Here is a 26,069-nt window from a genome sequence, read left to right on the forward strand (position 1 = left end):
GCCGCCGGTCACTCCGGCCCCGGCGCACCACCGCCGGGGCCGCGCTCCGCGGATACCGGACCGCCCACGTCCAGCCGTCACGTCGTCCAGACGATCGACTGGATCTCGCTGTACGCGTGCAGGGCGTACGAGCCGACGTCGCGGCCGACGCCCGACTTCTTGAAGCCGCCGAACGGCGCCTCCATGTTGCGGCCGATCGTGTTGACCCCGACCCCGCCCGCCCGCAGCCCCCGGGCCACCCGGAAGGCGCGGGCGACGTCGCCCGACCAGACGTAGCTGAGCAGGCCGTAGTCGCTGTCGTTGGCCAGCGCCACCGCCTCCTCCTCCGTGTCGAAGGGGACCACCACGACGACCGGGCCGAAGATCTCCTCGCGCACGACCCGCATGTCGTTGGTGCAGTCCGCGAGCAGCGTCGGGGCCACGTAGAAGCCCTTGCCGTCCGCGCGGACCGCCGGCCGCTCGCCGCCCGCGACGATCCGGGCGCCCTCCTTGCGGCCCAGCTCGACGTACGACTCCACCCGGTCCCGGTGGGCCGCGGAGATCACCGGGCCGACCACCGTGCCCCGCTCCGCCGGGTCGCCGACCTTCAGGTACGAGAGGTAGCCGGTCAGTTTCGCCAGCAGGGCGTCGTGCACCGGCCGGTGCACCAGCACCCGGGTGGGCGCCGTGCAGATCTGGCCGCTGTAGAAGGAGAAGGTGGTGCCGATGCCCGTCATCGCCGCGTCGAGGTCCGCGTCGTCGAAGACGATCGCCGCGCCCTTGCCGCCCAGCTCCATCAGCTGGCGCTTCATCGAGCGGCCGCAGACCTCGGCGATCCGCTGGCCGACCGCCGTGGAGCCGGTGAAGGAGACCATGTCGACGTCCGGCGAGTCGACGGCCGCCTCCCCGACCTCCACCGACCGGCCGCTCACGACGTTCACCACGCCCGCCGGGGCGCCCGCCTCCGCGAGCGCCGCCGCCATCTTGAACACCGACAGCGGATCCTGCGGGGCCGGTTTGACCACCACCGTGTTGCCCATCGCCAGCGCCGGGGCGACCTTGCCCGCCGGGTTGGCCCACGGGTTGTTGTACGAGGTGATGCAGGTGACCACGCCCACCGGCTGGCGTACCTCCAGGGCGCCCAGCACGCTCGCCGCGCCCATCGGTCCGGCCTCGGTGACCTGCGGGGGCAGGCCGCGCTCGACGGGTTCGAGGGCCCCGCGCGCGTACCGGCGGAAGCGGGCCACGCCCACGCCGACCTGCATGCCGCGCGCGATCGGCACCGGGGCGCCCGTCTCCGCCTGCGCCAGCGCCGTCCACGGCTCGAACTCGCGCTGCATGATGTCCGCGGCCCGGTCCAGGATCGCCGCGCGTTCCTCCGGGGCGGTCCGCGACCAGGTGGCGAACGCCTCGCGGGCCGCCCGCGCGGCGTCCTCGACCTGCGCGCGCGAGGCCTCCGGGGCCAGGCCCACCACCGACTCGTCCGCCGGGTCGACCACCTCGTAGTGGCCGCCGGCCGGCTCGACCCACTCGCCGCCGATGTACAGCTTCGCCGCCTCGTCGCTCACCGGGTGCTCACCGTCCTGGTGTCGCGGCCCGAGCGCAGCACGGTCCCCGGTACGGCGCCGGTCACCTCGTCGTCGCGGATGGTCTCGACGCCGTTGACCCGCACGGAGACGATCCCGATCGCCCGCGAGTCCAGCCGCGGGCTGTCGCCGGGCAGGTCGTGGACCAGGGTCGCCGGGCCCGCCTCGATGCGCTCGGGGTCGAAGAGGACGAGGTCGGCGTGGAAGCCCTCGGCGATCCGGCCGCGCTCGCGCAGGCCGAACAGCTGGGCCGGGTCGTCGGTGAGCATCCGTACCGCCTGCTCCAGCGGGACCAGCTTGCGCCCGCGCAGGCAGTCGCCGAGGAAGCGCGTGGTGTACGGCGCCCCGCACATCCGGTCCAGGTGCGCGCCGGCGTCGGAGCCGCCGAGCAGGACGTCCTCGTGCTGCCAGGTCTCGGCGCGCAGCGCCCAGCTCGCCGGGTCGTTGTCGGTGGGCATGGGCCACAGGACGGTGCGCAGGTCGTCGTTGGCGCAGATCTCGACCAGGCAGTGGAAGGGGTCCTGGCCGCGCTCGGCGGCGATGTCGCCCACCACCCGGCCGGACAGGCCCGCGTTCGCCGCGCTGTACGTGTCGCCGATGACGTAGCGCCCGAAGTTGGCCAGCCGCCGGAAGACGCCGGCCTCCTTGCTGTCGGCGCGGCGCAGCATCTCGGCGCGGACGCCGGCGTCGCGCAGCCGCTCGATGCGTTCGGGGACGGGCAGGCCCAGGACCTCGCCCCAGCCGGGGATCAGGTTGAGCGCGCAGAAGGTGCCCAGCGACATGTTCATGGGGGTGAGGATCGGCATGGTCAGGGCCACGATCCGGCCGCCTGCCTTGCGGGCGCGCTCGCTGGGGATCAGCTGGCGCGGCACCCGTTCGGGGACGGCGGCGTCGATGGTGAGGACGTTCCAGTTCAGCGGCCGCCCGGCGGCGGCGCTCATCTCGACGAAGAGGTCGATCTCGTCGTCGGAGAACTGGTCCAGGCAGCCGGCCACGATCGCCTCGAGCTGGGTGCCCTCGTGGTCGGCGACGGCCTTCGACAGCGCGATCAGCTCGGCGGGGGTGGCGTGGCGGGAGGCGACGGGGGCGCCGTCGCCGTCGGAGTGGGTGGCGGACTGGGTGGTGGACAGGCCCCAGGCGCCGGCGTCCATGGCCTCGTGGAAGAGGTCGAGCATCTGCTGGAGCTGCTCGGGGGTGGGCTGCCCGCCGACGGCCGCCTCGCCCATGACGTGGCGGCGCAGCGCGCAGTGGCCGACCATGAAGCCGGCGTTGACGGCGATGCGGCCCTCGAGGGCGTCGAGGTACTCGCCGAAGGTGGACCAGGACCAGTCGACGCCTTCCTCGAGGGCCTTCAGGGCCATGCCCTCGACCTTGCTCATCATGCGGCGCGTGTAGTCGGCGTCCTCGGGGCGGGCGGGGTTCAGGGGTGCGAGGGTGAAGCCGCAGTTGCCGCCGGCGACCGTGGTGACGCCGTGGTTCATGGAGGGGGTCGCGTACGGGTCCCAGAACAGCTGGGCGTCGTAGTGCGTGTGCGGGTCGACGAAGCCGGGGGTCAGGACGAGGCCGGTGGCGTCCTCGGCGGTGCGGGCCGCCTCGGTGACGGTGCCGGGGGCGGCGATGACGGCGATGCGGCCGTCGCGCAGCCCCACGTCGGCGACGTACGCGGGGGCACCGGTCCCGTCCACGACGGTGGCGCCCTTGATCAGGTGGTCGAGCATGGCGTCCCTTCTTCCGTTGACGTACGTGCCGGCCCGGCCCGGCCGAGGGCCGGGGGCCGGGGGCCGGGGAGGGCGTCCGCGGGGGCCGCGGGTGGTCCCGGGCCCCGCACGGGGTGGAGGGGCGGCGGCCGGAGGGCGGGGTGGGCCGCCGCCCCACCGCTCCGGCCGGCCGCTCGCGGGGCCGGGGCCCCGGCCGGGGCGGCGGTCCGGGAAGACGCCGCCCAGGTCCGCCCACCGGCTACGACGCCTCGCGGAACCGCGTCGTGCGGTGCACCGGATCGGTGTCGATCTTCGGGATCACGTGCTCGCCGATCAGCTTGATCGTGTTCATCGTGTCCTCGTACGGCACCCCGATCGGCAGCCCGAACGACAGCTGGTCGGCGCCGGCCTGTTCCCAGCGCTTGCACTGGGCCAGGACCTCCGAGGGGTCGCCGCAGATCATCAGCTCCTCCGCGATCAGCAGCTCGATGATCTCGGCGCTGTACTCGGGGAGGAGTTCGGGCCACTCGGGGATGCCCTCGGGCCGCGGGAAGGTGTCGTGGTAGCGGAAGACCAGCGACTGCAGGCGGTTGAGGCCGCCGTTGACGGCGATCTCCACGGCCTTGTCGTGGGTCTCGGCGCAGATGGCGGTGGAGGTGACCATCACGTTGTCGTTGACGAAGGCGCCGATGGCCTTCGCCTCCTGGATGGCCGTCTTGTACTGCTCCAGGACCCACTCCATGTCCGAGACCTTCTGGACACTGAAGCCGAGGACGCCCAGGCCCTTCTTCGCCGCCATGGCGTACGAGGAGGGCGAGCCGGCGGCGTACCACATCGCCGGGTGGGCCTTGCCGTACGGCTTGGGGAAGACCTTGCGCGGCGGCAGCGACCAGTGCTTGCCCTGGAACCCCTCGTACTCCTCCTGGAGGAACATCTTGGGGAATTCCGCGATGGTCTCCTCCCAGATCTCCTTGGTGTGGTTCATGTCCTCGATGCCGGGCATGAACCCGAGGATCTCGTGGCTGCCGGCACCGCGCCCGGTGCCGAACTCGAAGCGCCCCTTGGAGAGGTGGTCCAGCATCGTGACCTTCTCGGCCACCTTGACCGGGTGGTTCACGGGAGCGAGCGGGTTGAAGATGCCCGAGCCGAGGTGGATGCGCTCGGTGGCGTGGGCGAGGTACCCGAGGAAGACCTCGTTCGCCGACAGGTGCGAGTACTCCTCCAGGAAGTGGTGCTCCGAGGCCCAGGCGTACTTGAAGCCCGACCGGTCGGCCTGGATGACGTATTCGGTCTCCTCGATCAGCGCCTTGTGCTCTGCCTCGGGGTCGACCTCGGAACGCGCCTTGGGCACGTATCCCTGCACGAAGAGCCCGAATTCCAAGGGGGTTCACCGTCCTCTGATTTCTGACACATCGTCAGATCGATCGATGCGTCCGACTGTTCCACCGGTGCCGTGCGACGTCAATACCTGACGATGCGTCAGAGAATGCTGACGCCCGCCATCCAGCCGCCGTCGATCACGAACGGCTGGCCGGTGATGTACGAGGAGTCCTCGCTGGTCAGGAACAGGGCCAGGCGCGCGACCTCGGCCGGCAGCCCGGCCCGGCCCAGCGGCACCACCCGCCGGTAGAGCTCGTCCATCGCCTCGGTGGCCTCCGGCGAGGGACCGGCCGGATCCAGCAGCGCCGGGTTGGCCATGGGCGTGTCCACGGCGCCCGGGCACATCGCGTTGACCCGGATCCGTTTGGCCGCCAGCTCCAGGGCCGCGACCCGGGTCAGCCCGACGATGGCGGCCTTGGTGGCCGCGTACGCGCCGACGAAGGCCATCCCCGTCAGCCCCGTGTACGAGGAGGTGTTGACGATCGTGCCGCCGCCGGCCGCCTCGATCTCCGGGGCGACGTGCTTGATGCCCAGGAAGGCGCCGATCTGGTTGACCTGCACGAGCTGCTGGAACTCCGCCAGCGGGGTCGCGGTGAGCTCGTTGAAGCGCAGGATGCCGGCGTTGTTGACCAGCCCGTCGACGGGGCCGAAGGACTCCTTGGCGGCGGCGACGGCCGCGGCCCAGTCCTCCTCCCGGCCGACGTCCATGTGCACGTAGCGGGCGCGGTCGCCGCCCAGCTCCTTGGCGACCGCCTCGCCCTGTTCGTCCAGTACGTCGCCCAGCAGCACCTTCGCGCCCTCGGCGGCGAAGAGCCGGGCCTCCTGCTCGCCCTGGCCGCGTGCCGCCCCGGTGATGATGACGACCCGCCCGTCCAGCTTCCCCATGCCCTGTACTCCTTCGCGTGCCGTCATGTCACGCCTCGTCGAGGTGGGGGGCCACTTCGGCCCCGAATGCGGTGATCTGGTCCACGAGTTCGGCCCGGTCGCGGCTGCGGAAGCGGACCTGGATCTGGTCGACGCCGATCTCCCTGTAGGCGCGCAGCGACTCGGCGAGCGCCTCGGGCTTGCCGGTGAGGGTCCGCCGGCCGGTGTCCCAGGCGGGCTCGCCGACGTACAGGGCCTCGGTGATGGCACCGATCTCCAGCGGGCCGGTGACCCCGGCGGCCTCGCGCAGCTCGCGCAGCCGGGCGATCTGGGCGGGCAGCTTCTCGCGCGGGTCGCCCTGCGGGAGCCAGCCGTCCCCGCGCAGCGCGGCGCGGCGCACGGCGGCGGGCGAGGAGCCGCCGACCCAGACCGGGATCCGCTCCTGGGCGGGGCGCGGCAGCTGGCCGAGGTCCCGGAAGCGGACGTGCTCGCCCTCGAACTCCGGGTACTCCTCGGGCCCGAGGGCCGCGCGCAGGGCGTCGAGGGTCTCGTCGAGCAGGGCTCCGCGGCGCGCGAAGTCCACACCGAGGGCCTCGAACTCCTCGGTGACGTGGCCGGCCCCGACCCCGAGGATCAGGCGGCCGCCGCTGAGGTGGTCGAGGGTCGCGTACTGCTTGGCGCTCAGCAGCGGGTGGCGCAGTGCCACGATGGCGACGTGGCTCAGCAGCCGGACGTGCTCGGTGACGGCCGCCAGGTGGGCGAGGGTGGCCACCGGGTCGTACCAGACGGTGCCCATGGGTCCGGCGAGGCGGCGCGGGATGGCGACGTGGTCGCAGGTCGCCAGGTACCCGAAACCGGCCCGGTCGGCGGCCCGGGCCACCGCCACGAGGTCCGCGACGCCGGCCGCGGCCTCCCAGGGTTCGGCGTAGATGGTGCTCTGCGACTGGACCGGGAGCTGCATCCCGTAGGCCAGTCGGCCCTCCTCGAACACGCGCGCCATAGCGACACCGCCCCGCCTTCGTCTGACGAACCGTCATATCGATGCGGGGACATCGTCTTGGCTGACGGTCCGTCAGGCAAGAGGCGGAGCGGGGCGACCTCGGTTCAGGGGGCGGGGCGACCTCGGATCAGCGCACGCAGCGTCCGAAGGTCACGACGTACGTACCGGCGCCGCTCGCACCGGCGCCCGCCCGGTCGGCGGCACCGGCCACGGCCGCGGCGCCGATCTCGCGCATGGCGGGGTCGAGGACCCGCTGCCGGTGGCCGTAGGTGCTGACGTTCGTCCACCAGTTGACGGCCGCCTTCGGGGTCCCCGAGCCGCCCCAGCCGGTGTAGGTGATCTCGGCGACGCTCCAGGAACGGGGGTTGGGGCAGTAGCCCGCGGCCATGATCCGGCTCTGCGGTGTCGAGCCGGTCTGCGGGTTGGTGTGCGAGTCCTTGCCCGGCCCCCACCACTTCAGCCGTACGGCGTCCATGGCGTGCCGCTGCGCGGCGGCCGTCAGGGACGCGTTGACGGTGAGGGCGGGCAGCCCGCGCTGGGTGCGCTCGGCGTTGATGAGGCGGATCACGGCGTCCCGCGCCTGCGGGTCGGCCGCGGCCGTGGAGGCGGTGACGGGAATGAGGCCGGCCGACAGGACGCCGGCCATGGCGAGGCCCACGAGGGCCGTGCGGTGCGGAGCATGCGGGGTGCGCGGGGTGCGCGAGGCGTGCCGGGGTTGTCTTCTCACGGAGGTTCCACCTCCCGCAGACGGACGGACGCCGGACGCCGTACGGGAACGGGCCGCCGTACGTCCGGCGAGGGCATCCCTCCCAGGCTGCCACCGGGTACGGGCACCCGCCAGCGGGGCGGAGGCGGTGGGCGGGGGCGGGGCGCCGGCGCCGTCAGAAGCCCTTCGGGCCCATCACGATGACCGGCTTCGCCGCCGGGTCCAGGGTCTGCAGGACCGTTTTCATGGCTTCCCTCGGGATGCCCACGCAGCCCTGGGAGGGACCGTCGTGGTCCACGTGCAGCCAGATGTTGCCGCCCCGCTCCGCGCCCTCGGGCTTGGCGGGGTCGAGCGGGGAGGTGCCGGGCCTGCGGTTGAAGTCGATGGCCACGACGTAGTCGAAGGAGCCCCGCAGGGACTCGCCGTTCACCCCGCGGCCCGAGGGGACGAACAGGTCGTCACGGTCGTACGGAAGCCTGGTGCCCGGCGGTTCGGGCAGCAGGCCGCCCGCGTCGGTCAGCGAGAAGACCCCCTCGGGGGAGGTCAGGTCGCCGTACGAGCGGCGGGCCGCGTCGGTCCAGCCCCGGGCGCCGTTGCGGGCGGGCCAGCTGCCGACCGGACGCCAGTCGGCGTCCGGGCCGGGGCGCGTGTAGAGGGTCGCGACGCTCTCCGAGGACGTCCGGTCCGTGCCCGCGACGAGGACGAGCTGGCGGGAGTCGGCCGGGATCCTGGCCCGGGTGTGCTCGCTGACGCCCGCCAGGCCCCGGGCCGGGTCGCGGTGCTCGCCGCGCCCGGCGTGGGGCGCGGCGGGCTGCGCGGGCGGCCGGTCGTCGCGCGCGGCCTGTACGGAGGGGGTCCCCGCCGGTTCCTGGGCGGCGTAGATCCAGCCGGCAGTGAACGTCAGCAGGCCGATGCCCGCCGTGAGGGCCAGGCACCGGGGCGTGCGGAAGCGGAAGCGGGCGGGCGTGCTCCGGGCGTGCTTGCTCATTGGACCGACCGTACATCAGTGGATGTTTCGGGTCGTTCAGGTATGAACCTCCCTGGGTGCGGTGTCACGCGGGCAGCGGAGGGTGACGGCCCGTCCGGTGTCGGGGTGCGCGCGGGCTCGGAGTCGGCGCGGGTGCGGGGTGGTGGGGCCGGGGTGGGCGCGGGTTCGGGGTGGTGGGGCCGGGGCGGGCGGAGGTGCGGGCGGCGGTGGGGTGCTCTAGCGTCGAAAGGGCGGGGGTGGGCACCGCGCGAGCAGGTCGCCCGCGAGAGTGCGCCGCCCTGCGCCCGCGGTCCGGCGCACCCGCGGATCGCGTGACCGACCGAGAGAGCAGGTGCATCCGCATGCGTCCGTCGGCCCGTATCCCCAGCATCCTGGCCGGCCTGGTCCTCGCCGCCGGCAGCACCCTCATCGCCGCCCCGGCCGCCACCGCCGCCGCCCCCACCAGCATCCAGGACTGCCAGCAGTACATCGTCAAGCACGGAAAGCAGGTCACGGAGGGCGTCACGCAGGCCTGCTACCAGGGTTCGATCGGCAACCAGACCAGCTGCGTCTCGAGCCTGGAGGCGGTCGGCCTCTCCGCCGACATCTCGGGCGGGGCCTGCCGCGCGGCCCACTGAGGGCGCGTGGCGCGTCCGGCGGTGCGCCGGCTTCCTCCCGCCGCACCGCCGGGGCACTGGCGTACGCCTGGCGGGAGTTGCCGCAAACGCCCCAGGGTGGGCCGCATGGAGCCGGTCCTTCTGGCGGTCCTGGTCGGCCTGATCTTCATCGTCACCGTGGCGCTGAAGACCATCAACCTCGAACTGCTCGGCAACGCCGAACTCCTGCGCCGCTTCGAGCGTGAGGCGGAGGAGCTGGGCATGGTCCCCGGTGCCCACAACGCCCGGGTGCTCGACGGCGGGGTGGACGGCCGACGGCCGTACCTGGTCATGGAGCTGCTGGACGGCCGGCCCCTGGACGTCCATCTGCGGGAGCAGGGCCCGATCCGATCCGCCGAGGCGCTGCGGGCCCTGGCGCTCTGATCACCGGTCGCCGCCGGCCGCTCGCCCTGCTGCAAAACTCCCGAGCACGGGCCGAGTTGGACGCCGTAACCTGGCCGGATGCGCATCCGTGGACTCAGACGAAGCAGCCGGACCGGTGCCGCCCGTACCCCGCGACGGGCGGCGCGCGTCGTGATCGTGTCCCCCGCCGGATCGGTGTTCCTCTTCCGCGAGAACAACGTGGAGGTGGGCGTCCACTGGCTGCCGCCCGGCGGCGGGATCGACCCCGGCGAGACGCCCGAGGAGTGCGTGCGGCGCGAGCTGCGCGAGGAGACCGGCTGGACGGATCTCGCGCCGCAGCGCCTGCTGTGCACGTGGGAGCACGACTTCACGCACCAGGGCGTGCCGGTCCGCCAGCACGAGCACATCTACGTCACCCGCGGCCCCGAGCGCGATCCGGTCCCGGAGTCCGCGGACGCGCACTGGCGCTGGCTGTCCCCCGTGGACCTGGGGCGGCTGGGCGAGCCGGTGTGGCCGCCGCGGCTCCACGACCTGCTGGCGGGCGGTCCGCAGGCCGCGCCGGTGGACCTGGGTCTGGTGACCTGAGGGCCCGCGGGGATCGAGGGCCGAGGGTCCGGGGGGCGGCGGGCCGCCGGACCGCGTATCAGCGGACCAGGCCCGAGGCCTTGCGGTAGAGCTCGGCGGCGTACGTGTCCAGCACGGTGCTGGTGGAGACGTCGTCGGTGTCGCCGCCCGTCAGGACTCCGATGATCTTGCCGTCCTTGCCGATCCAGGCGCTGCCGCTGGTCCCGCCGGGGAAGTCCGCGCAGTCGAAGCGCTGCAGGGTGGGGCTCTCGCGCACGGCGCGCGAGGTGCACACGCGGGGCTCCTCGCGGCCCGAGGGGAAGCCGGTGATGGTGACGTCCTCGTCGGACCGGCCGGTGGTGTCGAGCGGGGCGCCGCCGACCGCGGACTCGACGTTCACTCCGGCCGCGTTGGGCGCGAGGCGGGCGAAGGCCAGGTCGTAGTCGTCGTCGCCGTCGTCGGCCCAGCGGTTGTCCTCGAAGACCTGCTCGAGCCGCCACGAACCGTACGGCGCGACGCCATGGGCGTATGCGGGTGCGAAGTACGCACCGTCCGCCCCGGACAGGCTGTCGGCCAGGCAGTGCCCGGCGGTGACGATCAGGTTCCGCCCGGCGCTGTGCACCACGGTGGCCGTGCAGAAGTGGCTGCCGGGGTCGGCACCCTGGAACAGCACACCCGCGACGGGTGCGGCGGCCGGTCCGGCGCCGGGGGCCGGAGAGCCGGCCGGGCGGCCGGGCGACTGGCTCGGGCTCGGGCCGGGCCGGCTCGGGAGCTGGCCCGGGCTCTGCTGCGCGGCCCCGCCGTTGAGTTGCGGCCGCGAAGACGAACCGGCCGTCGGGGCCGAGGACTTCGGCGTGGCGGAGGCGTGCGCGGCCGCGGGCCGGCCACCGGCCTGCGCCTCGGGCGGCGGTGCGAGTGTGGCCACGACGGCGGACGCGGCGACGGCCGCCACGGCGCACAGCACTCCCGTCACCACCTGCTGCCGGTCCACCACAGGCCCCACCCCTCTCGCTTTGCTGCGGCGAAGCATGCCTTGCGCGCGGGGGCGGCCGCAAGGCCGCGGCCCGGCGCACGGGCGGCAGCGGCGGATTCCGGACGACACCGGCGCGCGTGATGGCCGGGCCACCGGCGGGCGCCCACCCTGGAGGGAGGGGCGGTCACAGTGCCCCGCGCCGACTGACGGACTGTACGAACCGACGGCTGACGGGCTGACGGGCTGACAGGGAGGAAGTGAGTGGTGTTGAACCGCTACGACGTCGTCGTCATCGGCCTGGGCGTGCACGGCTGCGCCGCCGCCCGCGCGCTGGCGGCCCGCGGCGTACGCGTCCTGGCCGTCGACGCGCACGGGCCGACGCACCGCTACGGGTCCTCGCACGGCGAGAGCCGGATCTTCCGGCGCGCCTACTGGGAGGGTGCGGCCTATCTGCCGCTCCTGGAGCGGGCGGACGCGCTGTGGAGCGAGCTGGAGGACGGCCACGGCGATGTGCTCGCGCGGCGCACCGGCGCCCTGTTCATCGGCAGCGAGCGGGACGGGCTGGTCGAGGGGTGCCGGCGGACGGCGGCGGCGGGCGGGATCCCGCACGAGGTGTGGGACGCGGAGCGGGCGGGCGAGCGCTACCCGTGGCTGGCGCCGGCCAAGGACACGGTGGTCCTGTACGAGCCGGGCGCGTACACCCTGCTCGCCGACCGGGCCCGGTTCGCGCTCGCCGACGCGGCCGTGCGCGACGGTGCGGTGCTGCGGTACGGCGAACGGGCGCTGGACGTCGTCGGCGGGGGCGCGGGCGCCGTCGTACGCCTGGCGTCCGGGGAGACGGTGGCGTGCGGCGCGGTCGTGGTGACGGCGGGGCCGTGGCTGAACGACTTCGTGGGGGACGAACTGCCGGGGGTGCTGCGGCCGCAGCGGGTCGCGGTGTACTGGTTCCGGACGCTGGCGCCGGAGGGGAACGAGGGGTGGCCCTCGTTCGTTCACGAGTCGGCGGGCGGCGACATCGTCTACGGCTGTCCCGAGTGGGGGCGCGGGGGCCGGGAGGTGAAGGTCGGCTTCCACAACCGGCAGCGGGCCACGGCGGATCCGGCCGCCCCGGCGGCGGGCGCGGTCTCCGACGCGGACGCGGCGGAGCTGGCCGGGGCGGCCGCGCGCTTCCTGACGGGCCTGTCTCCGGAGCCGGTCCGGGCGCGGACCTGCCTCTACACGATGACCCCGGACGGCAGCTTCATCGTCGACCGGCTGCGCACCATGCCCCGCGTCGTCTACGCGGCCGCCTGCTCGGGGCACGGGTTCAAGTTCGCCCCGGCGATCGGCGCGTGCCTGGCCCAGCTCGCGCTGGACGGCCGTACGGACCTCGACCTCTCGGCGTTCGCGGCGACGCGCTTCACCGCGGGCTGAGGGCTGCCAGGCCCGGTGTGCTACCCCCCATGGTGGTCGGCGGTGGGGCGGGGGCTTCTCCCAGGTGGACGGCGAGCCCGTCGAGGAGGCGCTGCATGAGCCGCTGGCCGATGAAGAACGTCCTGGCCGCGCAGTTCGCCAAGGCCGAGAACATCGAACTCCCGGAGTACGGCCTCGCCCCCGCCCGCCGGTAGGGCCCGGCGGCTACGGGAGGTCCCGCGGGACCGGGGTCGCCTGGTGGTAGTACATCCGCCACCGGGCCCCGTCCGGCCCGCGCCGCCACAGCGAGCTGCGCCGGGCGCGCACCCCGCTGATGACCGTCTCGTAGGTGAGGTGCACGAGGTCGGCGGCCAGCCGGACGCCGGTCATCCCCGACGGCTCGTACCGGGGCCCGTCGGCGGCCCCGCCCGCCAGCGCGGGCAGCGCGGACAGCATCTCCTCGTACGTCCAGCGCCGCCCGGAGGTGCCGACCTCCACGAACGCGGGATCGAGCAACTCCCGCGCCAGCTCACGGGAGACCCGCACCGCCGGGTCCATCAGCCGCAGCTCGCCCTCGACCGCCGCGGCGACGGCCGCCTCGTCGGCCTCGTGTATCTCGTGCACCTCGACCGCCTCGCCCGCCTCGACCGCCCCGCCCGCATCTCGCTCCATGCCGGCATTGTCGCCCTCGGGCCGGACCGCCCGGCGCCGGAGGGGCGGTGGCCGTCAGGCGCCCGCCCACAGGCCGTCGGGGGTCAGGCCCAGCAGGTCGATCGCGTTGCGGCGGACGATGCGGTCCACCACGTCCGGCGCCAGGTGGCCCATCTGCGCCTCGCCCACCTCCCGGGACTTGGGCCAGGTCGAGTCCGAGTGCGGGTAGTCCGTCTCGTACAGGACGTTGCCGACGCCGATCGCGTCCAGGTTCTTCAGCCCGAAGGCGTCGTCGAAGAAGCAGCCGTAGACGTGCCCGGCGAACAGCTCCGACGGCGGCCGGGTGACCTTGTCGGCGACCCCGCCCCAGGCGCGGTTCTCCTCCCAGACGACGTCCGCGCGCTCCAGGATGTACGGGATCCAGCCGATCTGGCCCTCGGCGTACATGATCCGCAGGTTCGGGAACCGCTCGAACTTGCCGCTCATCAGCCAGTCGACCATCGAGAAGCAGCAGTTGGCGAAGGTGATCGTGGAGCCGACCGCTGGCGGGGCGTCCGCCGAGGTGGAGGGCATCCGCGAGGAGGACCCGATGTGCATGGCGATGACCGTGCCGGTCTCGTCGCACGCCCTCAGGAACGGGTCCCACGCGTCCGTGTGGATCGAGGGCAGCCCGAGGTGCGGCGGGATCTCGGAGAAGGCGACCGCGCGCACGCCCCGGGCGGCGTTGCGCCGGACCTCGGCGGCGGCCAGCTCCGCGTCCCACAGCGGGATGAGCGTGAGCGGGATGAGGCGGCCGTGGGCCTCGGGGCCGCACCACTCCTCCACCATCCAGTCGTTGTACGCCCGTACACCCAGCAGCCCGAGTTCGCGGTCCTTGGCCTCGGTGAAGGTCTGGCCGCAGAAGCGCGGGAACGTGGGGAAGCACAGGGCGGACTGGACGTGGTTGACGTCCATGTCGGCCAATCGCTCCGGAACCGAGAAGGAGCCGGGGCGCATCTGCTCGTACGTGATGACTTCCAGGCGGATCTCGTCGCGGTCGTATCCGACGGCGGTGTCGAGGCGGGTGAGGGGGCGGTGCAGGTCTTCGTAGACCCACCAGTCCCCGATCGGGCCGTCGGTGCCGGGGGCGCCCATGACGGGCGCGAACTTGCCTCCCATGAAGGTCATTTCCTTCAGGGGGGCCCGGACGATGCGGGGGCCGGAGTCCCGGTACCTGGACGGGAGCCGGTCCCGCCAGACGTGGGGAGGCTCCACCGTGTGGTCGTCCACCGAGATGATCTTCGGGAAGGTCTCCATGCCCTCCACGGTAGCGTTGATCTGACGAACCGTCAGCTAGTTGGGAGGTGATCAACCAGCCACGCACGGCCGCGGGCTGACGTCTCCGCGCAAGACAGGGCAGACTGGCCACTACACCGACCGAAGGCAGGGGGGACGACAGATGGACGGCATACCGGCCATCCCGCACCAGCGGAACCACCCCGGGGCGGCACCATCCGGAGCAACCGGCTCCGAAGCCGGACGGACGGACGGCGCCGACCGCCTCCCGGCCCCGGCCGGACCCCGCGCCGAGACCCCGGACCCGGCGGCGCCCGGCGGGAAGCGGAACGCGACCCCGGACAGGGCCCCGGCTGCGGCCCCGCACACGACCCCGGGCGCGGCCGCCCCCGGCGGCGCGCGGTTCGCCGTACTCGGGCCCATCCGCGCCTGGCGCGGCAGTGAGCCGCTCGCCTCCGGCAGCCCCCAGCAGCGCGCCCTGCTCGCCGCCCTGCTGCTGCGCGACGGCCGTACCGCCACCGCGCCCGAGCTGATCGACGCGATCTGGGGCGAGGACCCGCCCCAGCAGGCCCTGGCCACCATCCGCACGTACGCCTCCCGGCTGCGCAAGGTCCTCGACCCCGGGCTGCTGGTCAGCGACGCCGGCGGGTACGCCATCCGCACCCGCCCCACCCACCTCGACCTCGGCATCGCCCGCACCCTGGCCGCCGACGCCGAGCAGGCCCGCGAGTCCGGCGACCGCGCCCTCGCCCGTACGCTGCTGGGCCGCGCCCTGGACCTGTGGGACGGCGAGCCGCTGGCCGGCGTCCCCGGACCGTACGCCGAGACCGAGCGGACCCGGCTCGCCGAATGGCGCCTGCAGCTGGTGGAGACCCGCCTCGACCTCGACCTGGAGATCGGCCACCACGCCGAGGCGGTCTCCGAGCTCACCGCGCTGACCGCCGCCCACCCGCTGCGCGAACGGCTGCGCGAGCTGCTCATGCTCGCCCTCTACCGCAGCGGCCGGCAGGCCGAGGCCCTCGCCGTGTACGCCGACACCCGCCGCCTGCTCGCCGACGAACTCGGCGTCGACCCGCGGCCCGAACTCGCCGCCCTCCAGCAGCGGATCCTGCGCGCGGACGCCGAGCTCGCGCTGTCCGAGGCGCCGGCCCCGGCCGCCGCCGCCGTCCAGGTGCGCCCCGCCCAGCTCCCGGCGACCGTCCCGGACTTCACCGGCCGGGCGGCCTTCGTCACCGAGCTCGGCGAGGTGCTCGCGGGCGCCGAGGGCCAGGTCATGGCCGTCTCCGCGCTCGCCGGCATCGGCGGCGTCGGCAAGACCACGCTCGCCGTGCACGTCGCGCACGCCGCCCGCCCGCACTTCCCCGACGGCCAGCTGTACGTCGACCTCCAGGGCACCGAGGCCCGGCCCGCCGAGCCCGAGGCCGTCCTCGGCTCGTTCCTGCGCGCCCTGGGCACCCCCGACTCGGCCATCCCCGACTCCCCCGCCGAGCGGGCCGCGCTCTACCGTTCCACCCTCGACGGGCGCCGCGTCCTGGTCCTCCTGGACAACGCCCGCGACGCCGCCCAGGTCCGCCCGCTGCTGCCCGGTACGGCAGGCTGCGCGGCCCTCGTCACCAGCCGGGTCCGCATGGCGGGCCTCGCCGGGGCCCATCTGGTCGATCTCGACGTGATGAGCCCCGAGGAGGCCCTTCAGCTGTTCACCCGGATCGTCGGCGAGGAACGGGTGGGCGCCGAACGGCAGGCCGCCCTCGACGTGGTCGGCGCCTGCGGCTTCCTGCCGCTGGCCATCCGTATCGCCGCGTCCCGCCTGGCCGCCCGGCGGACCTGGACCGTCTCCGTCCTCGCCGCCAAGCTCGCCGACGAGCGGCGCCGGCTGGACGAGCTCCAGGCCGGCGACCTCGCCGTCAAGGCCACCTTCGAGCTCGGCTACGGCCAGCTGGAGCCCGCCCAGCAGCGCGCCTTCCGCCTCCTCGGCCTCGCCGACGGCCCGGACATCTCCCTGGCGGCCGCGGCCGCCGTACTGGACCTCCCCGAGCACGACACCGAGGACCTCCTGGAGGCACTCGTCGACTGCTCCCTGCTGGAATCGGCGGCTCCCGGCCGCTACCGCTTCCACGACCTCGTACGGCTCTACGCGCGTGCCTGCGCCGAGCGCGACGAGCTGCCGCCGAGCGAGCGCGACCACGCGATGTCGCGGCTGCTGGACTTCTACCTGGCCACCGCGGCCCGGGTGTACTCGCTGGAGCGCCCCGGCGACCGGCTGCCCGCGCACCTGGCGGCCACCAGCTACCCCGGGCTGGTCTTCGCCGACCGGCACGCCGCACTGGACTGGATCTACGCCGAGGCGGACCCGCTGCTGGCGTGCGTACGGCAGGCGTGCGTACGGCAGGCGTGCGTACGGCAGGCGTCGGCCCGCGCGGACGCGTCGGTGGGCGTCCTGCGGCGGGCCGTGGACCTGCTGTGGGCGGCGAAGGACCTGCTGGAGTCCGGCGCCAACTCCAAGCAGTACGAGTCGGCGGCCATCGCGCTGCGGGACGCGGCCCAGGCGTCGGGCGACCCGCACGCCGAGGGCCGGGCGCGCACCACGCTGACCAACGTGCACCTGGTCGCGGGCCGGTTCGCGCAGGCCGACGACGAGGCCCGGCAGGCCACCGCGCTGGCGCGGGCGGCCGGGGATCCGCTGCCGCTGTGCTGGGCGCCCAACGACCGGGGCATCATCGCCCTCTACGAGAGCCGCTACACCGACGGCGAGCGCTATCTGATGGAGGCCATCGACAGCTTCCGCGCGGACGGCAACAACGTCGGCGAGGCCAGCGCGCTCTGCAACCTCTCCCGGATCCAGGCCCAGTTGGGCCGGCTGCCGTCCGCGATCGAGCTGGCGGAGCAGGGCATCGCCATCTACGACCGGATGGGGCTCTCGCTGCGGCTGGCCAACGGGCGGTACGCGCTGGGCACCGTACTGGCCCAGGCGGGCCGGCTGCGGGAGGCGCAGGAGCAGCTGACGGAGGCGCTGTCGCTGTTCCGCGACAACCGGCAGCCGCTGTGGGAGGGCATCACCCACTACCGGCTGGCGGAGTCGCAGCTGGCCGCGGGGCGGGCGGCGCTGGCGGCCTCACACGCCGAACAGGCCATCGCCCTGCGGGTGATGGGCGGCGAGTGGCGGCGGGCGTGCGTGGTGATGGTGCTGGGGCGGGCGCTGCACCGGCTGGGGCAGACCGACCGGGCGCGGGCGTGCTGGCGGGACGCGGAGGCGGTCTTCGCGCAGCTGGGTTCCCACGAACTCGCCGAGGCGCGGGGCTTGCTAGCATCCGAGATCGCCGCCTGAGCTGCGGCGTTCCGCGGACCTCGGCTGCTGAACGGGACGTTCATCGTTCGTTTATCGTCCCGCGCAACCATGGACGCATCGACCCGTTCGGCGGTCCGCGGGGGAATCGCCGAACGGGCCCGGCCACCTTCAGGAGTGACGATGACGACCGACAGCGCTGCCCAGATCCCGTCCGACGACGGTGACATCAAGCCGTTCGACAACCACGCCACGGGCGTCGACATCAGGTCGATGGACAACCACGCGACGGGCCAGCCGATGAACGGTCCGGACCTGTCGGGCACGGGCACGGCCCCGGCCAACCCGGCCAAGCCGACCGCCCCGGTCGCCCCGGTCGCTCCTGGCGATGAGATCAAGCCGATGGACAACCACGCGACGGGCCCGCGTCCGTAAGGACCGCAGGCCCGGAGAACGTACGGGGGACCCGAGCCGGCCACGGGGGACGTGAAGGCGGCGCGGGACGCACGGGGGGACGTACGGGGGGACGTACGGGGGACCCGCGGGGCCACGGGGGACGTGACGACCACGCGGGACGTACGGGGGAAGCACGAGGGGAACCCAGTCACGGGGACCCCGGGGGGAGAACCACGGGGGAACGCCACGAGGGTCCGGGGGGACCCGAGGGGCAAGGGGGAAGACGGTCGCGGTGGCCCGGAGGGGGTGCCACCGCGACCGTCTCTTTGTCATGTCCCGCCCCATTTCTCCGCCGCCCGTGCCCACGGGTCACTAGGCTGGATGCCGTGTTCACCTCCGAGGGACCCACCGTCCGCGAGCTGGCCGTCCAGGCCCTGTCGTCCGTCGAGCGCGGCTACGACCTGCTGGCGCCGAAGTTCGACCACACGCCGTTCCGCACCCCGGACCGGATGCTGGACGCGGTCGAGGAGGCCCTGGCCCAGTACCTCCCCGGCCCGGTGGGCGCCGGCCTGGACCTGTGCTGCGGCACGGGCGCCGCGATCCCCCTCCTGACCAGGCGCTGCCGGGACCGGGTGACGGGCGTCGACCTCAGCGCGGGCATGCTGGCGCAGGCGGCGGCCGCGCACCGCGCCGCCACTCCCCCGGTGGACTTCATCCAGTCGGACGCCCGCACCCTCCCACCCGCCCTTTCCTCTTCCTACGACCTGACGGTGAGCTTCGGCGCGTTCGGCCACTTCCTCCCCGCCGAACGCCCGGCGCTCTTCGCGGGGGTCCACCGCGCCCTGCGCCCCGGCGGGATCTTCGCCTTCCCGATCGGCGCCCCGCTGCCGCTGACCTCGGCGGCCTGGTGGCTGACGGCGGGCTTCGACACGGCGATGCGCGTCCGCAACGCGGTGTGGCGCCCCCCGTTCGTCATGTACTACCGCACGTTCCCGCTCCCCGGCGTCCGCGCCGACCTGACGGCAGCGGGCTTCGAGGTCGAAACGCTCCCCCTCCCCACCTTCGGCCACCGCCACGACGGCACCCCCCGCTGGCGCCTCCTCCTGGCCCACCGGCGGTAGCGGTCAGCCCTTCGCTTACGGAGCGAGCCCGTCCACCGCGTCGAGCGCCAGCGCCCAGGGGTAGGGCCGTTTCTCGCCGGGAGGGTTCGGTACGAAGCCGCCCTCGCCGTACAGGACACGCACCCCGGCACCCCGCAGCGTCTCCAGCGACAACGGCAGCTGCGGGTGCTGGGCGTAGGCCGCGTTCACGCATGGCATCACCGTCAGCGGAATGGCCTTGCCGAGCGCCTCGGCCACGAACCCGACGACGAACGTGTCGGTGATCCCCAGCGCCCACCGGTTGATCGTGTTCGTCGTCGCCGGGGCGACGAGAACGGCGTCCGCCGCCGGCCAGACGTCCGGCTGTCCCGGCCGCTTGTACCGTGACCGAACCGGGTGACCGGTCAGCGCGGCCAGTCCCGGCAGGCTCTCCTCCAGCCACTCGGCCGCCGTCGGCGTGAGCCCCAGGCAGACGTCCCAGCCGCGGGCCTGTGCGTCCTCGATCACGCGCGCCACGTCGAACACGGGCGGGGCGGCCGAGCAGAGCAGGTAGAGCGTCCTCGTCGTCATGGCATCCGAGCCTATGCAACGGCCCCTGATCCGTGTGAAGTCATGGGCGGTTGGGGCCCGGAACCGCCGCCCTCGGGTACCGTCCAGATCGAGGAGTCGGAGACGGAGGACAGCGTGCCGCGACCTGACGATGATCACACGGGTGCCCGGATCCGCGAACAGCGGCGCCTCGCCCACCTTTCGCAGCGGGCGCTGGCCGAGCAGACCGGGTACAGCCTCAGCCTGCTGAGCCAGGTCGAGTGCGGGGCCCGCCCCGCGAGTGCGGGCCTGGTGGCGGCGGCAGCGCGCGTGCTGCGGGTGGACACGTCCAAGCTGACGGGACCGACGTCCCTGAACGCCCTTCCCCCCGACCGGCTGAGTGCGCTGGTCGTCCCGATCCGGGAGGCCCTCGACGTCTACGACCTTGGCACAAATCCCGATCTCGTTGCGTGTCGCCCCGCACCTGCGCTGGTCTCGGCGGCCGACACGGTGTGCCGACAGGTGCGGGCCACGCACTTGCGCGCGGCCGCCGAAGCCCTTCCCGATCTGATCGTCGAACTGACGCAGATCGCTTCCACGGCCCCGACAACAGCAGTGTGGCAGGCCCTCGCTTCGGCGTACCGGACCGCGCACGACGTGGCGCTGAAGCTAGGGCATCCCGACCTGTCGCGCGTCGCACTGGACCGGATGGAGTGGGCGGCGCGCGGCGCCTCCGACCCGGGCCTTAGCGCGGTTCAGCGGTACAAGCGGGCCATCCTGCTGCGCAGCGCGACGAGCCTGCGACTGATCGAGTCCGGTCACAGCCTGCTGGCCGGCGACGCAACTCGGGAGGGACTCGCCGTGGCCGGGCAGCTTCACCTCGGCGCCGCTACCGTGGCCGCGCGTCGCAACGACAGTGCGGGCGTCGAAACGCACATCGCCGCAGCTCGCGAGCTGGCGGCCCGTGTCAACGGAGAAGCCGGAGACGTTCACTGGCTGTCGTTCGGCATGGTGAATGTGGCACTTCACGAGCTGGGTGCGGCCGTCACCCTACGCAGCTACGACGAGGCACTCGTCCAGGCCCGCGCGCTGAAGATGCCGGACTCGACGGTGACCTCCCGGCGGGCCCGGTACATGGTGGACAGGGCGCTGGTGGAGATGGAGGCCGGTAGTCCGGAGACGTCTCTGAAGTATCTGATACGAGCGCGGCGGGCGGCACCGGAGCAGACCCGCCACCTGCCGGGTACCCGAGCGACGGTCCGTGGACTCGTGCACATGTCGCGGCGAGCGCCGGACGGCCTGGCCAGCATGGCCCGTTGGATCGGTATGTAGCACTCACAAATCTGTGAGTGTTCCGGCCCTCGGAGGCCACCATGCTGAGTACTCCACCCGCTGACGACGGTAGGGAGCACCGGCATGCGGCCGACGGACGACGCGACGGACGAGATCACGAGGCTGATCGGCCGGACCCTCGTCTCCTACAACCTGAAACCCGACGACGACGTGATCGAAGCCCTCACCGAGGGCCTCGTCGCGCACGGGCAGCGGTACGTGGCCATGGCCCGCCGGGCGGAGGCCGCAACCCCCCGGGTTGCGCACGCCCTCGCCGACTGGGACTCGCTGACCACCCGCGGCCCCGGCCCCGAGCCGCTGGCGCGGTGGAACCACGCCCGTTCCCTCGCCCGCGTCCTGCGCACCCTCCACGAGGCCCGGGTGGCGGTGACGGCGTGACGATCCTCCTGCCCCGCGCCGTCACCCCCGGGCCCGCGTTCCTCGCCGAGGTGGCCGTGTCGTACGCCCTCGGAACCGACGGCCGCGCGTACGCGATGCTGGGCCACCCCGAGGCCCACGCCCGGCGCGCCACCAGCGTCGAGCGCCACCTGCGCGGGATCGCCGCCGGCCTCGGGCTGCACCAGGGCGAGACCTACCCACCCACCCAGCACCTCCTCTACCACGCCCGGGGGACGTGGGCCCTCGACTACGGCCACCCCGACACCCTCCTCAGGCTCCCCGAACCGCCGCCCGCCTGGGCCCTTCGTACACAGACGTACCGCGCCGCCCACATCGGCGTCTGCCTCGACCCGGCCCTCCCCCCGTCCCGGCCCGACCGCGTCCTGACCGGAACCGTGGGCTTCCGGGCGGACAGGCACCCCGGCGGATGAGCGCCGTCGCATACTGCCTCCACTGCGACCAGCCCGTGCCCGCCGTCGCGGCAACCCGGATCACGATCCACTCGGCCTCCGCCGCCCGCCCGGACGCCCACGCCCACCCGGACTGCCACCCCGGCAACCACCGCGCCTCCGCCCACCGCCGCGCCGCCCGCCACAAGGGCAGCGAGAACGAGTAGCACCCACCGAGGGTGTCAATTTGGGTGGCGTCCGGCTGCCGGCGCCCGCCATTCTGGCCGCGTGGCCGATCGTGCGAACTTCATCGTTGTCCGCGAGAGCGGCGAGTACGAGCTGTACCTCTCCCGCTGGGGCGCGGTGGGCCTCGACCTCGACCTGCTGGCGGGACCTGCCGAAACGCTCTCCGTGATCCAGCGCCTCGAAGCGGTCGACCGGTGGCTCGACGACGTGTACTGCCAGGGAGCGGCCCTGATCGACCTCGGCCGGAAGGTGCTGCTGCTGTTCGCCTGGGAGGGGCCGAGCACCGTGATGCGGTACCGGGCCGCGACTCTGGAACTGCTGCGGGAGGCCTGGCCGGGGTGGGACCTGCGGTGGGCGTACGACGGCCCCGCCGAGCTGCGGACCTACCTGGGACTGGACCCGGAGTACGTGCGTGATCGCGGGCGCGGCACTTCCCTCGGACCGTTGCTGGAACCGGAGGACGAGGAGCTGGCCGACCCCGAGCCGATGGCCGCAGTGGTGACCGTCGGCTCGGACCGCTGCTACGTGGTGGCGAACATCGCCGACCACCCGATCCGGGAGGGGGCTGCCCTGCTCGACCGGCTGTCGGGCGGCCCCGAACACGGAACGTGCCGAGTGTCCGCCGATGCCGGCATCCACATCGATGCGTCGCGGCGCCGGGTCGGCTGGTGGGTGCTCGGGGCGTCGGCCGAGGCATACGAGATGCCCAAGCGATGGCCCGGCTGGACCGTCGAGTTCTGGCAGGACTCCTGGCAGGAACACGTCCGGCTGGCGCCGGGCCGGTTCCAGCCTCCACCGGTCGACCGTGAGCGCGCCCTGACAGAAGTCCGGACAGCCGCGAGGCGACACCGGGCGACCAGTCGAAGTCAACTGACGCAAACCTGAGGCCAGTCGACAGGTCTTGAGCCGCTGCGTCGCCTGGCCCCGCCCCATACCCTGGCAGTGTCGAGCTGCAAGGAGAGGGGCAAGGCCCATGTCACCTGATGCTACCCCGGACCCGTACACGGACCCGCTGGTGTTCGGCCAGAGAATGCAGATCCTCCGCACACGCCGAGGTCTTACCCGCATCCAGCTCGGCGGCCTCGTCGGCCGGTCCGGCGAGTGGGTCAAGGCAGTTGAGACAGGCCGCCTCAGGGTGCCGAAGCTGGAGATGATCCTCCGTGTCGCGGAGGTGCTGCGCGTCCGGGACCTGTCCGACCTCACGGGCGATCAGTCCATGCGCGTCGCGCTGTTCACCGGCCCGGGGCACCCGCGGTTCGCCGCGGTCCGCGAGGCCGTCAACTCGCCTCACCTCGCCGGGGACCGGGAGGCCCCCCCGGCCGCGCACTTCTCGGCGCGCCTGGCGCGGGCGTGGTCGGCCAGGCACTCCGCCCCGAACCACCGCGAGGTGGTCGGTGCGCTGCTGCCGGACCTGATCCGGGACGCCCAGGCCGCCGTGCGGCACGCCGGGACGATCGCCGACCGCAAGGCCGCCCAGGCCCGGCTGGCCGAGGTGTACTTCCTGGCCCAGTTCTTCTGCGCCTACCAGCCTGACGCCTCGCTCGTCTGGCGCGTCGCGGAGCGCGGCATGATGGCGGCCCAGGACTCCGAGGATCCGCACGCGATCGGCCTCGCCGCGTGGCTCACCGTCCAGGCGCACCGCGACAGCGCCCATCTCGACGCGGCGGACGCCGTGACCCTGGAGACGCTCCGCTATCTGGAAGCGCTCCTCCCGGACGCCGGCCCCGACGTCCGGGCGGTGGCCGGTGCTCTCACGGTCGAGGCCGGACTGACGGCCGCTCGCCGTGGCGAGACCGGCACGGCCTGGCGGTACTGGGACGAGGCCCGCGGCCTGGCCGAGGGCCTGCCCGCCGGGTACTTCCACCCGGTCACCTCGTTCTCGCGCGCGGTCATCGGCGCTCACGCGGTCACCGTGGCGGTCGAGCTGCACGCCGGCCCCGAGTCCGCGCGGCAGGCAGCCCGCGCTGAGGCCGAAGCGATCCCGTCGCGGCCGCGCCGGGCCCGGCACCGGATCGAGCAGGCCCGCGGCTATCACCTCGACGCCCAGCCCGACGCGGCGCTGGCGACGCTCGCCCAGGCGTACGCGGCCGCACCGGAAACCGTCCAGTACAACGGGTACGCGAAGCGGATCGTCCTGGAGGAGACCGAGTCCAAGAGCCCGGCCCGGCGCCGCCGCGCCTCGGAACTCGCCCAGCGCATAGGCCTGCTGACGACCTGAGGGTGGGGGTACGTTCTGTACCCCTGCCGCCCGCAGACCGCCCCTACCGTCGTCCCACCACCCGCTGACGACGGTAGGGAGCACCGGCATGCGGCCGATGAACAGCGATCCGGACGAGGTCACCCGGCTGATCGGCCGGACCCTCGTCTCCTACAACCTGAAACCCGACGACGACGTGATCGAAGCCCTCACCGGGGGCCTCGTCACGCACGGGCACCGCCGACACGCTCGAAGCCGCGGCCGTCGCCCGGTTGCGGCGGCCCGGGCGGGGGTTCATCGTCCCGGGTACGCCGGCCTGATCGGGGCGGCGCCGCAGGGGCCGGGTGCCGCCCGGGGTCCGTCAGCCCGCCGCCCCCCGCGCCCGCAGCTGGGTCTTCAGGACCTTGCCGCTCGCGTTGCGCGGGAGGTCCGGGACGAACTCGACCTCGCGCGGGACCTTGTAGTTGGCCATCTCGCGGCGGGACCAGGCGATCAGGTCGTCCGCCGTCAGGGTGGAGCCGGGGCGGCGGACCGCGTAGGCCTTGCCGACCTCGCCCAGGCGCGGGTCGGGGACGCCGACCACCGCGACGTCCGCGATGTCCGGGTGCAGGCCCAGCAGGCGTTCGATCTCGGCCGGGTAGGCATTGAAGCCGCCGACGATGAACATGTCCTTGATCCGGTCCGTGATCCGCAGGTTGCCCGCCTCGTCCAGGACGCCGATGTCGCCCGTACGCAGCCAGCCCTCCGGCGTGATCGCGCGCGCCGTCTCCTCCGGGTCCTCGTAGTAGCCGCGCATCACGTGGTGGCCGCGGACGAGGATCTCGCCCGCCTCGCCGGGGGCCAGGGGGCTGCCGTCCGGGGCCGTGATCCGGACCTCCGTGCCCGGGATGGCGCGGCCCGAGGTGGCCGAGACGATCTCGGCCGGGTCGCCGCGGCGGCACATGGTGACGATGCCGCTCGCCTCCGACAGGCCGTACGCCGTCAGCACGGTCGTGATCCGCAGCTCGCCGCGCAGCCGCTCCACCAGCCGCAGCGGGACCACGGCCGCGCCGGTGACGACCAGCCGCAGCGCGGACAGGTCGTGCTGGGCGCGGGCCGGGTGGTCCAGGAGCGACTGGTGCAGGGTGGGCGGCCCGGGCAGGACCGAGATCCGCTCGGCGGCGATGTTGGCGAGGACCGTGTCGACGTTGAAGACCGGCTGCGGCACCATCGTCGCGCCGCGCATCAGGCAGGCGATGACGCCCGCCTTGTAGCCGAAGGTGTGGAAGAAGGGGTTCACGATCAGGTAGCGGTCGCCCTCGCGCAGCCCGGCGAGCTCGCTCCACACGTCGTAGCAGCGCAGCGTCTGCGCGTGCGTGATGACGGCCCCCTTGGGGCTGCCGGTGGTGCCCGAGGTGAAGATGATGTCCGAGGGCTGGTCGGGGCGTACGGCGTCGGCGCGCTCGCGCACGGCCGCCGCCGTGACGTGGTCGCCGCCCGCCAGGAAGTCCTTCCACGTACGGAAGGACTCCGGCGCGTCCTCGGCGAGGACCACGACCTCGCGCAGGTGCGGCAGGCCGGGCAGCGGGCCCGCGCCGGTGCCCTCGGCGGCCGCGCGGCGCAGTGAGGCGACGTACGAGGTGCCCAGGAAGGTGCCGGTGACGAACAGCAGCCGCGCCCGGCTGCGGCCCAGCACGTACGCCGCCTCCGCGCCCTTGAAACGGGTGTTGAGCGGGACCAGCACCGCCCCGGCCGAGACCGCGCCGAGGGCGGAGACGATCCAGTCCAGGGTGTTGGGCGCCCAGACGGCGACCCGGTCGCCCGCCTCGACGCCGGCCGCGATGCAGGCGGCGGCGGCCCGCTCGACGCGCCTCCCGAGCTGCGCGTAGGTGATGCGGACGCGGCCGTCGACGACCGCCTCGCGGGTGGCGTACCGGTCGGCCGCGGCGCGGACCAGGCCGGGGACGCTGCCCCAGCGCAGGTCCCCCCGGACGTCCTCCTCCCCCGCGCCCGGCACCGCATCGGCCACCGCATCGGCCACCGCATCGGCCACCGCGCCCGTCACCGCATCGCCGTCCACGCGACCGCCCTCGACCATCGCACGCCCCTCTCCGCGAGCCCGGAACCACCACGAGCCGACCAGCCGACTAGCTGACTATCCGTCAGA

The 26,069-nt window shown here is 73.9% G+C and carries 25 protein-coding genes; 13 read left to right on the plus strand and 12 right to left on the minus strand.

Annotated elements, in window-relative coordinates; translation table 11 throughout:
* Positions 1 to 77 precede the first annotated feature (77 nt).
* From ACIPXB_RS24225 to ACIPXB_RS24255, 7 genes are all read right to left on the minus strand, one after another.
* Entirely contained in the window at positions 78 to 1,547 is a 1,470-nt protein-coding gene (locus ACIPXB_RS24225; RefSeq protein ID WP_401453221.1) for an aldehyde dehydrogenase family protein, read from the minus strand.
* On the minus strand, positions 1,544 to 3,283 hold the full coding sequence (locus tag ACIPXB_RS24230) for an amidohydrolase family protein (RefSeq protein WP_401453223.1): 1,740 nt from the start codon (positions 3,281 to 3,283) through the stop codon (positions 1,544 to 1,546). The genes ACIPXB_RS24225 and ACIPXB_RS24230 overlap by 4 nt, the downstream gene beginning before the upstream one ends.
* Positions 3,284 to 3,521: 238 nt before the next feature.
* The gene (locus ACIPXB_RS24235) at positions 3,522 to 4,643 is read right to left on the minus strand and encodes an LLM class flavin-dependent oxidoreductase (protein ID WP_401453225.1); all 1,122 of its coding nucleotides are present in this window, start codon (positions 4,641 to 4,643) and stop codon (positions 3,522 to 3,524) included.
* 98 nt (positions 4,644 to 4,741) lie between these two features.
* A complete protein-coding gene (locus ACIPXB_RS24240; protein ID WP_401453227.1) occupies positions 4,742 to 5,527 on the minus strand; it encodes an SDR family NAD(P)-dependent oxidoreductase in 786 nt (261 codons plus the stop codon).
* 28 nt (positions 5,528 to 5,555) lie between these two features.
* Entirely contained in the window at positions 5,556 to 6,506 is a 951-nt protein-coding gene (locus ACIPXB_RS24245) for an LLM class F420-dependent oxidoreductase (protein WP_401453229.1), read from the minus strand.
* A 127-nt stretch (positions 6,507 to 6,633) separates the two neighbouring features.
* Entirely contained in the window at positions 6,634 to 7,233 is a 600-nt protein-coding gene (locus ACIPXB_RS24250) for a CAP domain-containing protein (RefSeq protein WP_401453231.1), read from the minus strand.
* A 154-nt stretch (positions 7,234 to 7,387) separates the two neighbouring features.
* Complete coding sequence (locus tag ACIPXB_RS24255; protein ID WP_401453233.1) at positions 7,388 to 8,200, minus strand: L,D-transpeptidase family protein; 813 nt, start codon at positions 8,198 to 8,200, stop codon at positions 7,388 to 7,390.
* A gap of 341 nt (positions 8,201 to 8,541) precedes the next feature.
* Between ACIPXB_RS24255 and ACIPXB_RS24260 the strand changes: the two genes are divergently transcribed.
* The 3 genes from ACIPXB_RS24260 (at position 8,542) to ACIPXB_RS24270 (ending at position 9,783) form a co-directional block, all read left to right on the plus strand.
* A complete protein-coding gene (locus tag ACIPXB_RS24260) occupies positions 8,542 to 8,817 on the plus strand; it encodes a hypothetical protein (RefSeq protein WP_401453235.1) in 276 nt (91 codons plus the stop codon).
* 105 nt (positions 8,818 to 8,922) lie between these two features.
* Positions 8,923 to 9,219 (plus strand): hypothetical protein, encoded by a 297-nt coding sequence (locus ACIPXB_RS24265; protein WP_401453237.1) that lies wholly within the window; start codon positions 8,923 to 8,925, stop codon positions 9,217 to 9,219.
* Between the two features lie 78 nt (positions 9,220 to 9,297).
* Complete coding sequence (locus tag ACIPXB_RS24270) at positions 9,298 to 9,783, plus strand: NUDIX hydrolase (RefSeq protein WP_401453239.1); 486 nt, start codon at positions 9,298 to 9,300, stop codon at positions 9,781 to 9,783.
* Positions 9,784 to 9,841: 58 nt separating this feature from the next.
* On the opposite strand, the gene ACIPXB_RS24275 is transcribed toward ACIPXB_RS24270, so the two are convergent.
* Positions 9,842 to 10,756 carry a trypsin-like serine peptidase gene (locus ACIPXB_RS24275; RefSeq protein WP_401453241.1) on the minus strand — a complete coding sequence of 305 codons (915 nt, stop codon included), beginning with the start codon at positions 10,754 to 10,756 and terminating at the stop codon, positions 9,842 to 9,844.
* 240 nt (positions 10,757 to 10,996) lie between these two features.
* On the opposite strand from ACIPXB_RS24275, the gene solA reads away from it, so the two are divergent.
* Complete coding sequence (gene solA / locus ACIPXB_RS24280) at positions 10,997 to 12,148, plus strand: N-methyl-L-tryptophan oxidase (RefSeq protein WP_401453243.1); 1,152 nt, start codon at positions 10,997 to 10,999, stop codon at positions 12,146 to 12,148.
* A gap of 204 nt (positions 12,149 to 12,352) precedes the next feature.
* Here the strand turns inward: solA and ACIPXB_RS24285 are convergent, their stop codons facing one another.
* Together ACIPXB_RS24285 and ACIPXB_RS24290 are read right to left on the minus strand one after the other, a co-directional pair.
* Complete coding sequence (locus tag ACIPXB_RS24285) at positions 12,353 to 12,685, minus strand: DUF4440 domain-containing protein (protein WP_401453401.1); 333 nt, start codon at positions 12,683 to 12,685, stop codon at positions 12,353 to 12,355.
* Between the two features lie 168 nt (positions 12,686 to 12,853).
* The gene (locus ACIPXB_RS24290) at positions 12,854 to 14,074 is read right to left on the minus strand and encodes an amidohydrolase family protein (RefSeq protein ID WP_401453245.1); all 1,221 of its coding nucleotides are present in this window, start codon (positions 14,072 to 14,074) and stop codon (positions 12,854 to 12,856) included.
* A 142-nt stretch (positions 14,075 to 14,216) separates the two neighbouring features.
* Here ACIPXB_RS24290 and ACIPXB_RS24295 point away from each other — a divergent pair, with 142 nt between their 5' ends.
* The 3 genes from ACIPXB_RS24295 (at position 14,217) to ACIPXB_RS24305 (ending at position 18,853) form a co-directional block, all read left to right on the plus strand.
* A complete protein-coding gene (locus tag ACIPXB_RS24295) occupies positions 14,217 to 17,378 on the plus strand; it encodes a BTAD domain-containing putative transcriptional regulator (protein WP_401453247.1) in 3,162 nt (1,053 codons plus the stop codon).
* 141 nt (positions 17,379 to 17,519) lie between these two features.
* Entirely contained in the window at positions 17,520 to 17,771 is a 252-nt protein-coding gene (locus ACIPXB_RS24300; RefSeq protein ID WP_401453249.1) for a hypothetical protein, read from the plus strand.
* Between the two features lie 347 nt (positions 17,772 to 18,118).
* On the plus strand, positions 18,119 to 18,853 hold the full coding sequence (locus ACIPXB_RS24305; protein ID WP_401453250.1) for a class I SAM-dependent methyltransferase: 735 nt from the start codon (positions 18,119 to 18,121) through the stop codon (positions 18,851 to 18,853).
* 15 nt (positions 18,854 to 18,868) lie between these two features.
* On the opposite strand, the gene ACIPXB_RS24310 is transcribed toward ACIPXB_RS24305, so the two are convergent.
* Positions 18,869 to 19,402, minus strand: a complete 534-nt coding sequence (locus tag ACIPXB_RS24310) for a flavoprotein (protein WP_401453252.1) — start codon at positions 19,400 to 19,402, stop codon at positions 18,869 to 18,871.
* Between the two features lie 114 nt (positions 19,403 to 19,516).
* Here ACIPXB_RS24310 and ACIPXB_RS24315 point away from each other — a divergent pair, with 114 nt between their 5' ends.
* The 6 genes from ACIPXB_RS24315 (at position 19,517) to ACIPXB_RS24340 (ending at position 23,944) form a co-directional block, all read left to right on the plus strand.
* A complete protein-coding gene (locus tag ACIPXB_RS24315) occupies positions 19,517 to 20,692 on the plus strand; it encodes a helix-turn-helix domain-containing protein (RefSeq protein WP_401453254.1) in 1,176 nt (391 codons plus the stop codon).
* An 84-nt stretch (positions 20,693 to 20,776) separates the two neighbouring features.
* Complete coding sequence (locus ACIPXB_RS24320) at positions 20,777 to 21,091, plus strand: DUF6415 family natural product biosynthesis protein (protein WP_401453256.1); 315 nt, start codon at positions 20,777 to 20,779, stop codon at positions 21,089 to 21,091.
* Entirely contained in the window at positions 21,088 to 21,522 is a 435-nt protein-coding gene (locus tag ACIPXB_RS24325; RefSeq protein WP_401453258.1) for a hypothetical protein, read from the plus strand. The genes ACIPXB_RS24320 and ACIPXB_RS24325 overlap by 4 nt, the downstream gene beginning before the upstream one ends.
* Positions 21,519 to 21,707 (plus strand): hypothetical protein, encoded by a 189-nt coding sequence (locus tag ACIPXB_RS24330; RefSeq protein ID WP_401453260.1) that lies wholly within the window; start codon positions 21,519 to 21,521, stop codon positions 21,705 to 21,707. Before ACIPXB_RS24325 ends, ACIPXB_RS24330 begins: the two co-directional genes overlap by 4 nt.
* A gap of 61 nt (positions 21,708 to 21,768) precedes the next feature.
* On the plus strand, positions 21,769 to 22,611 hold the full coding sequence (locus ACIPXB_RS24335; protein WP_401453262.1) for a hypothetical protein: 843 nt from the start codon (positions 21,769 to 21,771) through the stop codon (positions 22,609 to 22,611).
* An 88-nt stretch (positions 22,612 to 22,699) separates the two neighbouring features.
* Positions 22,700 to 23,944 (plus strand): helix-turn-helix domain-containing protein, encoded by a 1,245-nt coding sequence (locus tag ACIPXB_RS24340; RefSeq protein WP_401453264.1) that lies wholly within the window; start codon positions 22,700 to 22,702, stop codon positions 23,942 to 23,944.
* Between the two features lie 340 nt (positions 23,945 to 24,284).
* On the opposite strand, the gene ACIPXB_RS24345 is transcribed toward ACIPXB_RS24340, so the two are convergent.
* The gene (locus ACIPXB_RS24345; protein WP_401453266.1) at positions 24,285 to 26,000 is read right to left on the minus strand and encodes a FadD3 family acyl-CoA ligase; all 1,716 of its coding nucleotides are present in this window, start codon (positions 25,998 to 26,000) and stop codon (positions 24,285 to 24,287) included.
* Positions 26,001 to 26,069 lie beyond the last annotated feature (69 nt).

It is taken from the genome of Streptomyces sp. NPDC090022, from assembly GCF_044748145.1.
Lineage (GTDB): Bacteria > Actinomycetota > Actinomycetes > Streptomycetales > Streptomycetaceae > Streptomyces.

What these genes read in the sequence shown, in the direction of transcription:
- ACIPXB_RS24230 (WP_401453223.1), bottom strand. Translation starts at nt 3,283, where the DNA reads ATGCTCGACCACCTGATCAAGGGCGCCACCGTCGTGGACGGGACCGGT.
- ACIPXB_RS24240 (WP_401453227.1), bottom strand. Translation starts at nt 5,527, where the DNA reads ATGGGGAAGCTGGACGGGCGGGTCGTCATCATCACCGGGGCGGCACGC.
- ACIPXB_RS24245 (WP_401453229.1), bottom strand. Translation starts at nt 6,506, where the DNA reads ATGGCGCGCGTGTTCGAGGAGGGCCGACTGGCCTACGGGATGCAGCTC.
- ACIPXB_RS24255 (WP_401453233.1), bottom strand. Translation starts at nt 8,200, where the DNA reads ATGAGCAAGCACGCCCGGAGCACGCCCGCCCGCTTCCGCTTCCGCACG.
- ACIPXB_RS24260 (WP_401453235.1), top strand. Translation starts at nt 8,542, where the DNA reads ATGCGTCCGTCGGCCCGTATCCCCAGCATCCTGGCCGGCCTGGTCCTC.
- ACIPXB_RS24265 (WP_401453237.1), top strand. Translation starts at nt 8,923, where the DNA reads ATGGAGCCGGTCCTTCTGGCGGTCCTGGTCGGCCTGATCTTCATCGTC.
- ACIPXB_RS24270 (WP_401453239.1), top strand. Translation starts at nt 9,298, where the DNA reads ATGCGCATCCGTGGACTCAGACGAAGCAGCCGGACCGGTGCCGCCCGT.
- ACIPXB_RS24285 (WP_401453401.1), bottom strand. Translation starts at nt 12,685, where the DNA reads ATGGACCCGGCGGTGCGGGTCTCCCGTGAGCTGGCGCGGGAGTTGCTC.
- ACIPXB_RS24290 (WP_401453245.1), bottom strand. Translation starts at nt 14,074, where the DNA reads ATGGAGACCTTCCCGAAGATCATCTCGGTGGACGACCACACGGTGGAG.
- ACIPXB_RS24295 (WP_401453247.1), top strand. Translation starts at nt 14,217, where the DNA reads ATGGACGGCATACCGGCCATCCCGCACCAGCGGAACCACCCCGGGGCG.
- ACIPXB_RS24300 (WP_401453249.1), top strand. Translation starts at nt 17,520, where the DNA reads ATGACGACCGACAGCGCTGCCCAGATCCCGTCCGACGACGGTGACATC.
- ACIPXB_RS24310 (WP_401453252.1), bottom strand. Translation starts at nt 19,402, where the DNA reads ATGACGACGAGGACGCTCTACCTGCTCTGCTCGGCCGCCCCGCCCGTG.
- ACIPXB_RS24320 (WP_401453256.1), top strand. Translation starts at nt 20,777, where the DNA reads ATGCGGCCGACGGACGACGCGACGGACGAGATCACGAGGCTGATCGGC.
- ACIPXB_RS24330 (WP_401453260.1), top strand. Translation starts at nt 21,519, where the DNA reads ATGAGCGCCGTCGCATACTGCCTCCACTGCGACCAGCCCGTGCCCGCC.
- ACIPXB_RS24340 (WP_401453264.1), top strand. Translation starts at nt 22,700, where the DNA reads ATGTCACCTGATGCTACCCCGGACCCGTACACGGACCCGCTGGTGTTC.
- ACIPXB_RS24345 (WP_401453266.1), bottom strand. Translation starts at nt 26,000, where the DNA reads ATGGTCGAGGGCGGTCGCGTGGACGGCGATGCGGTGACGGGCGCGGTG.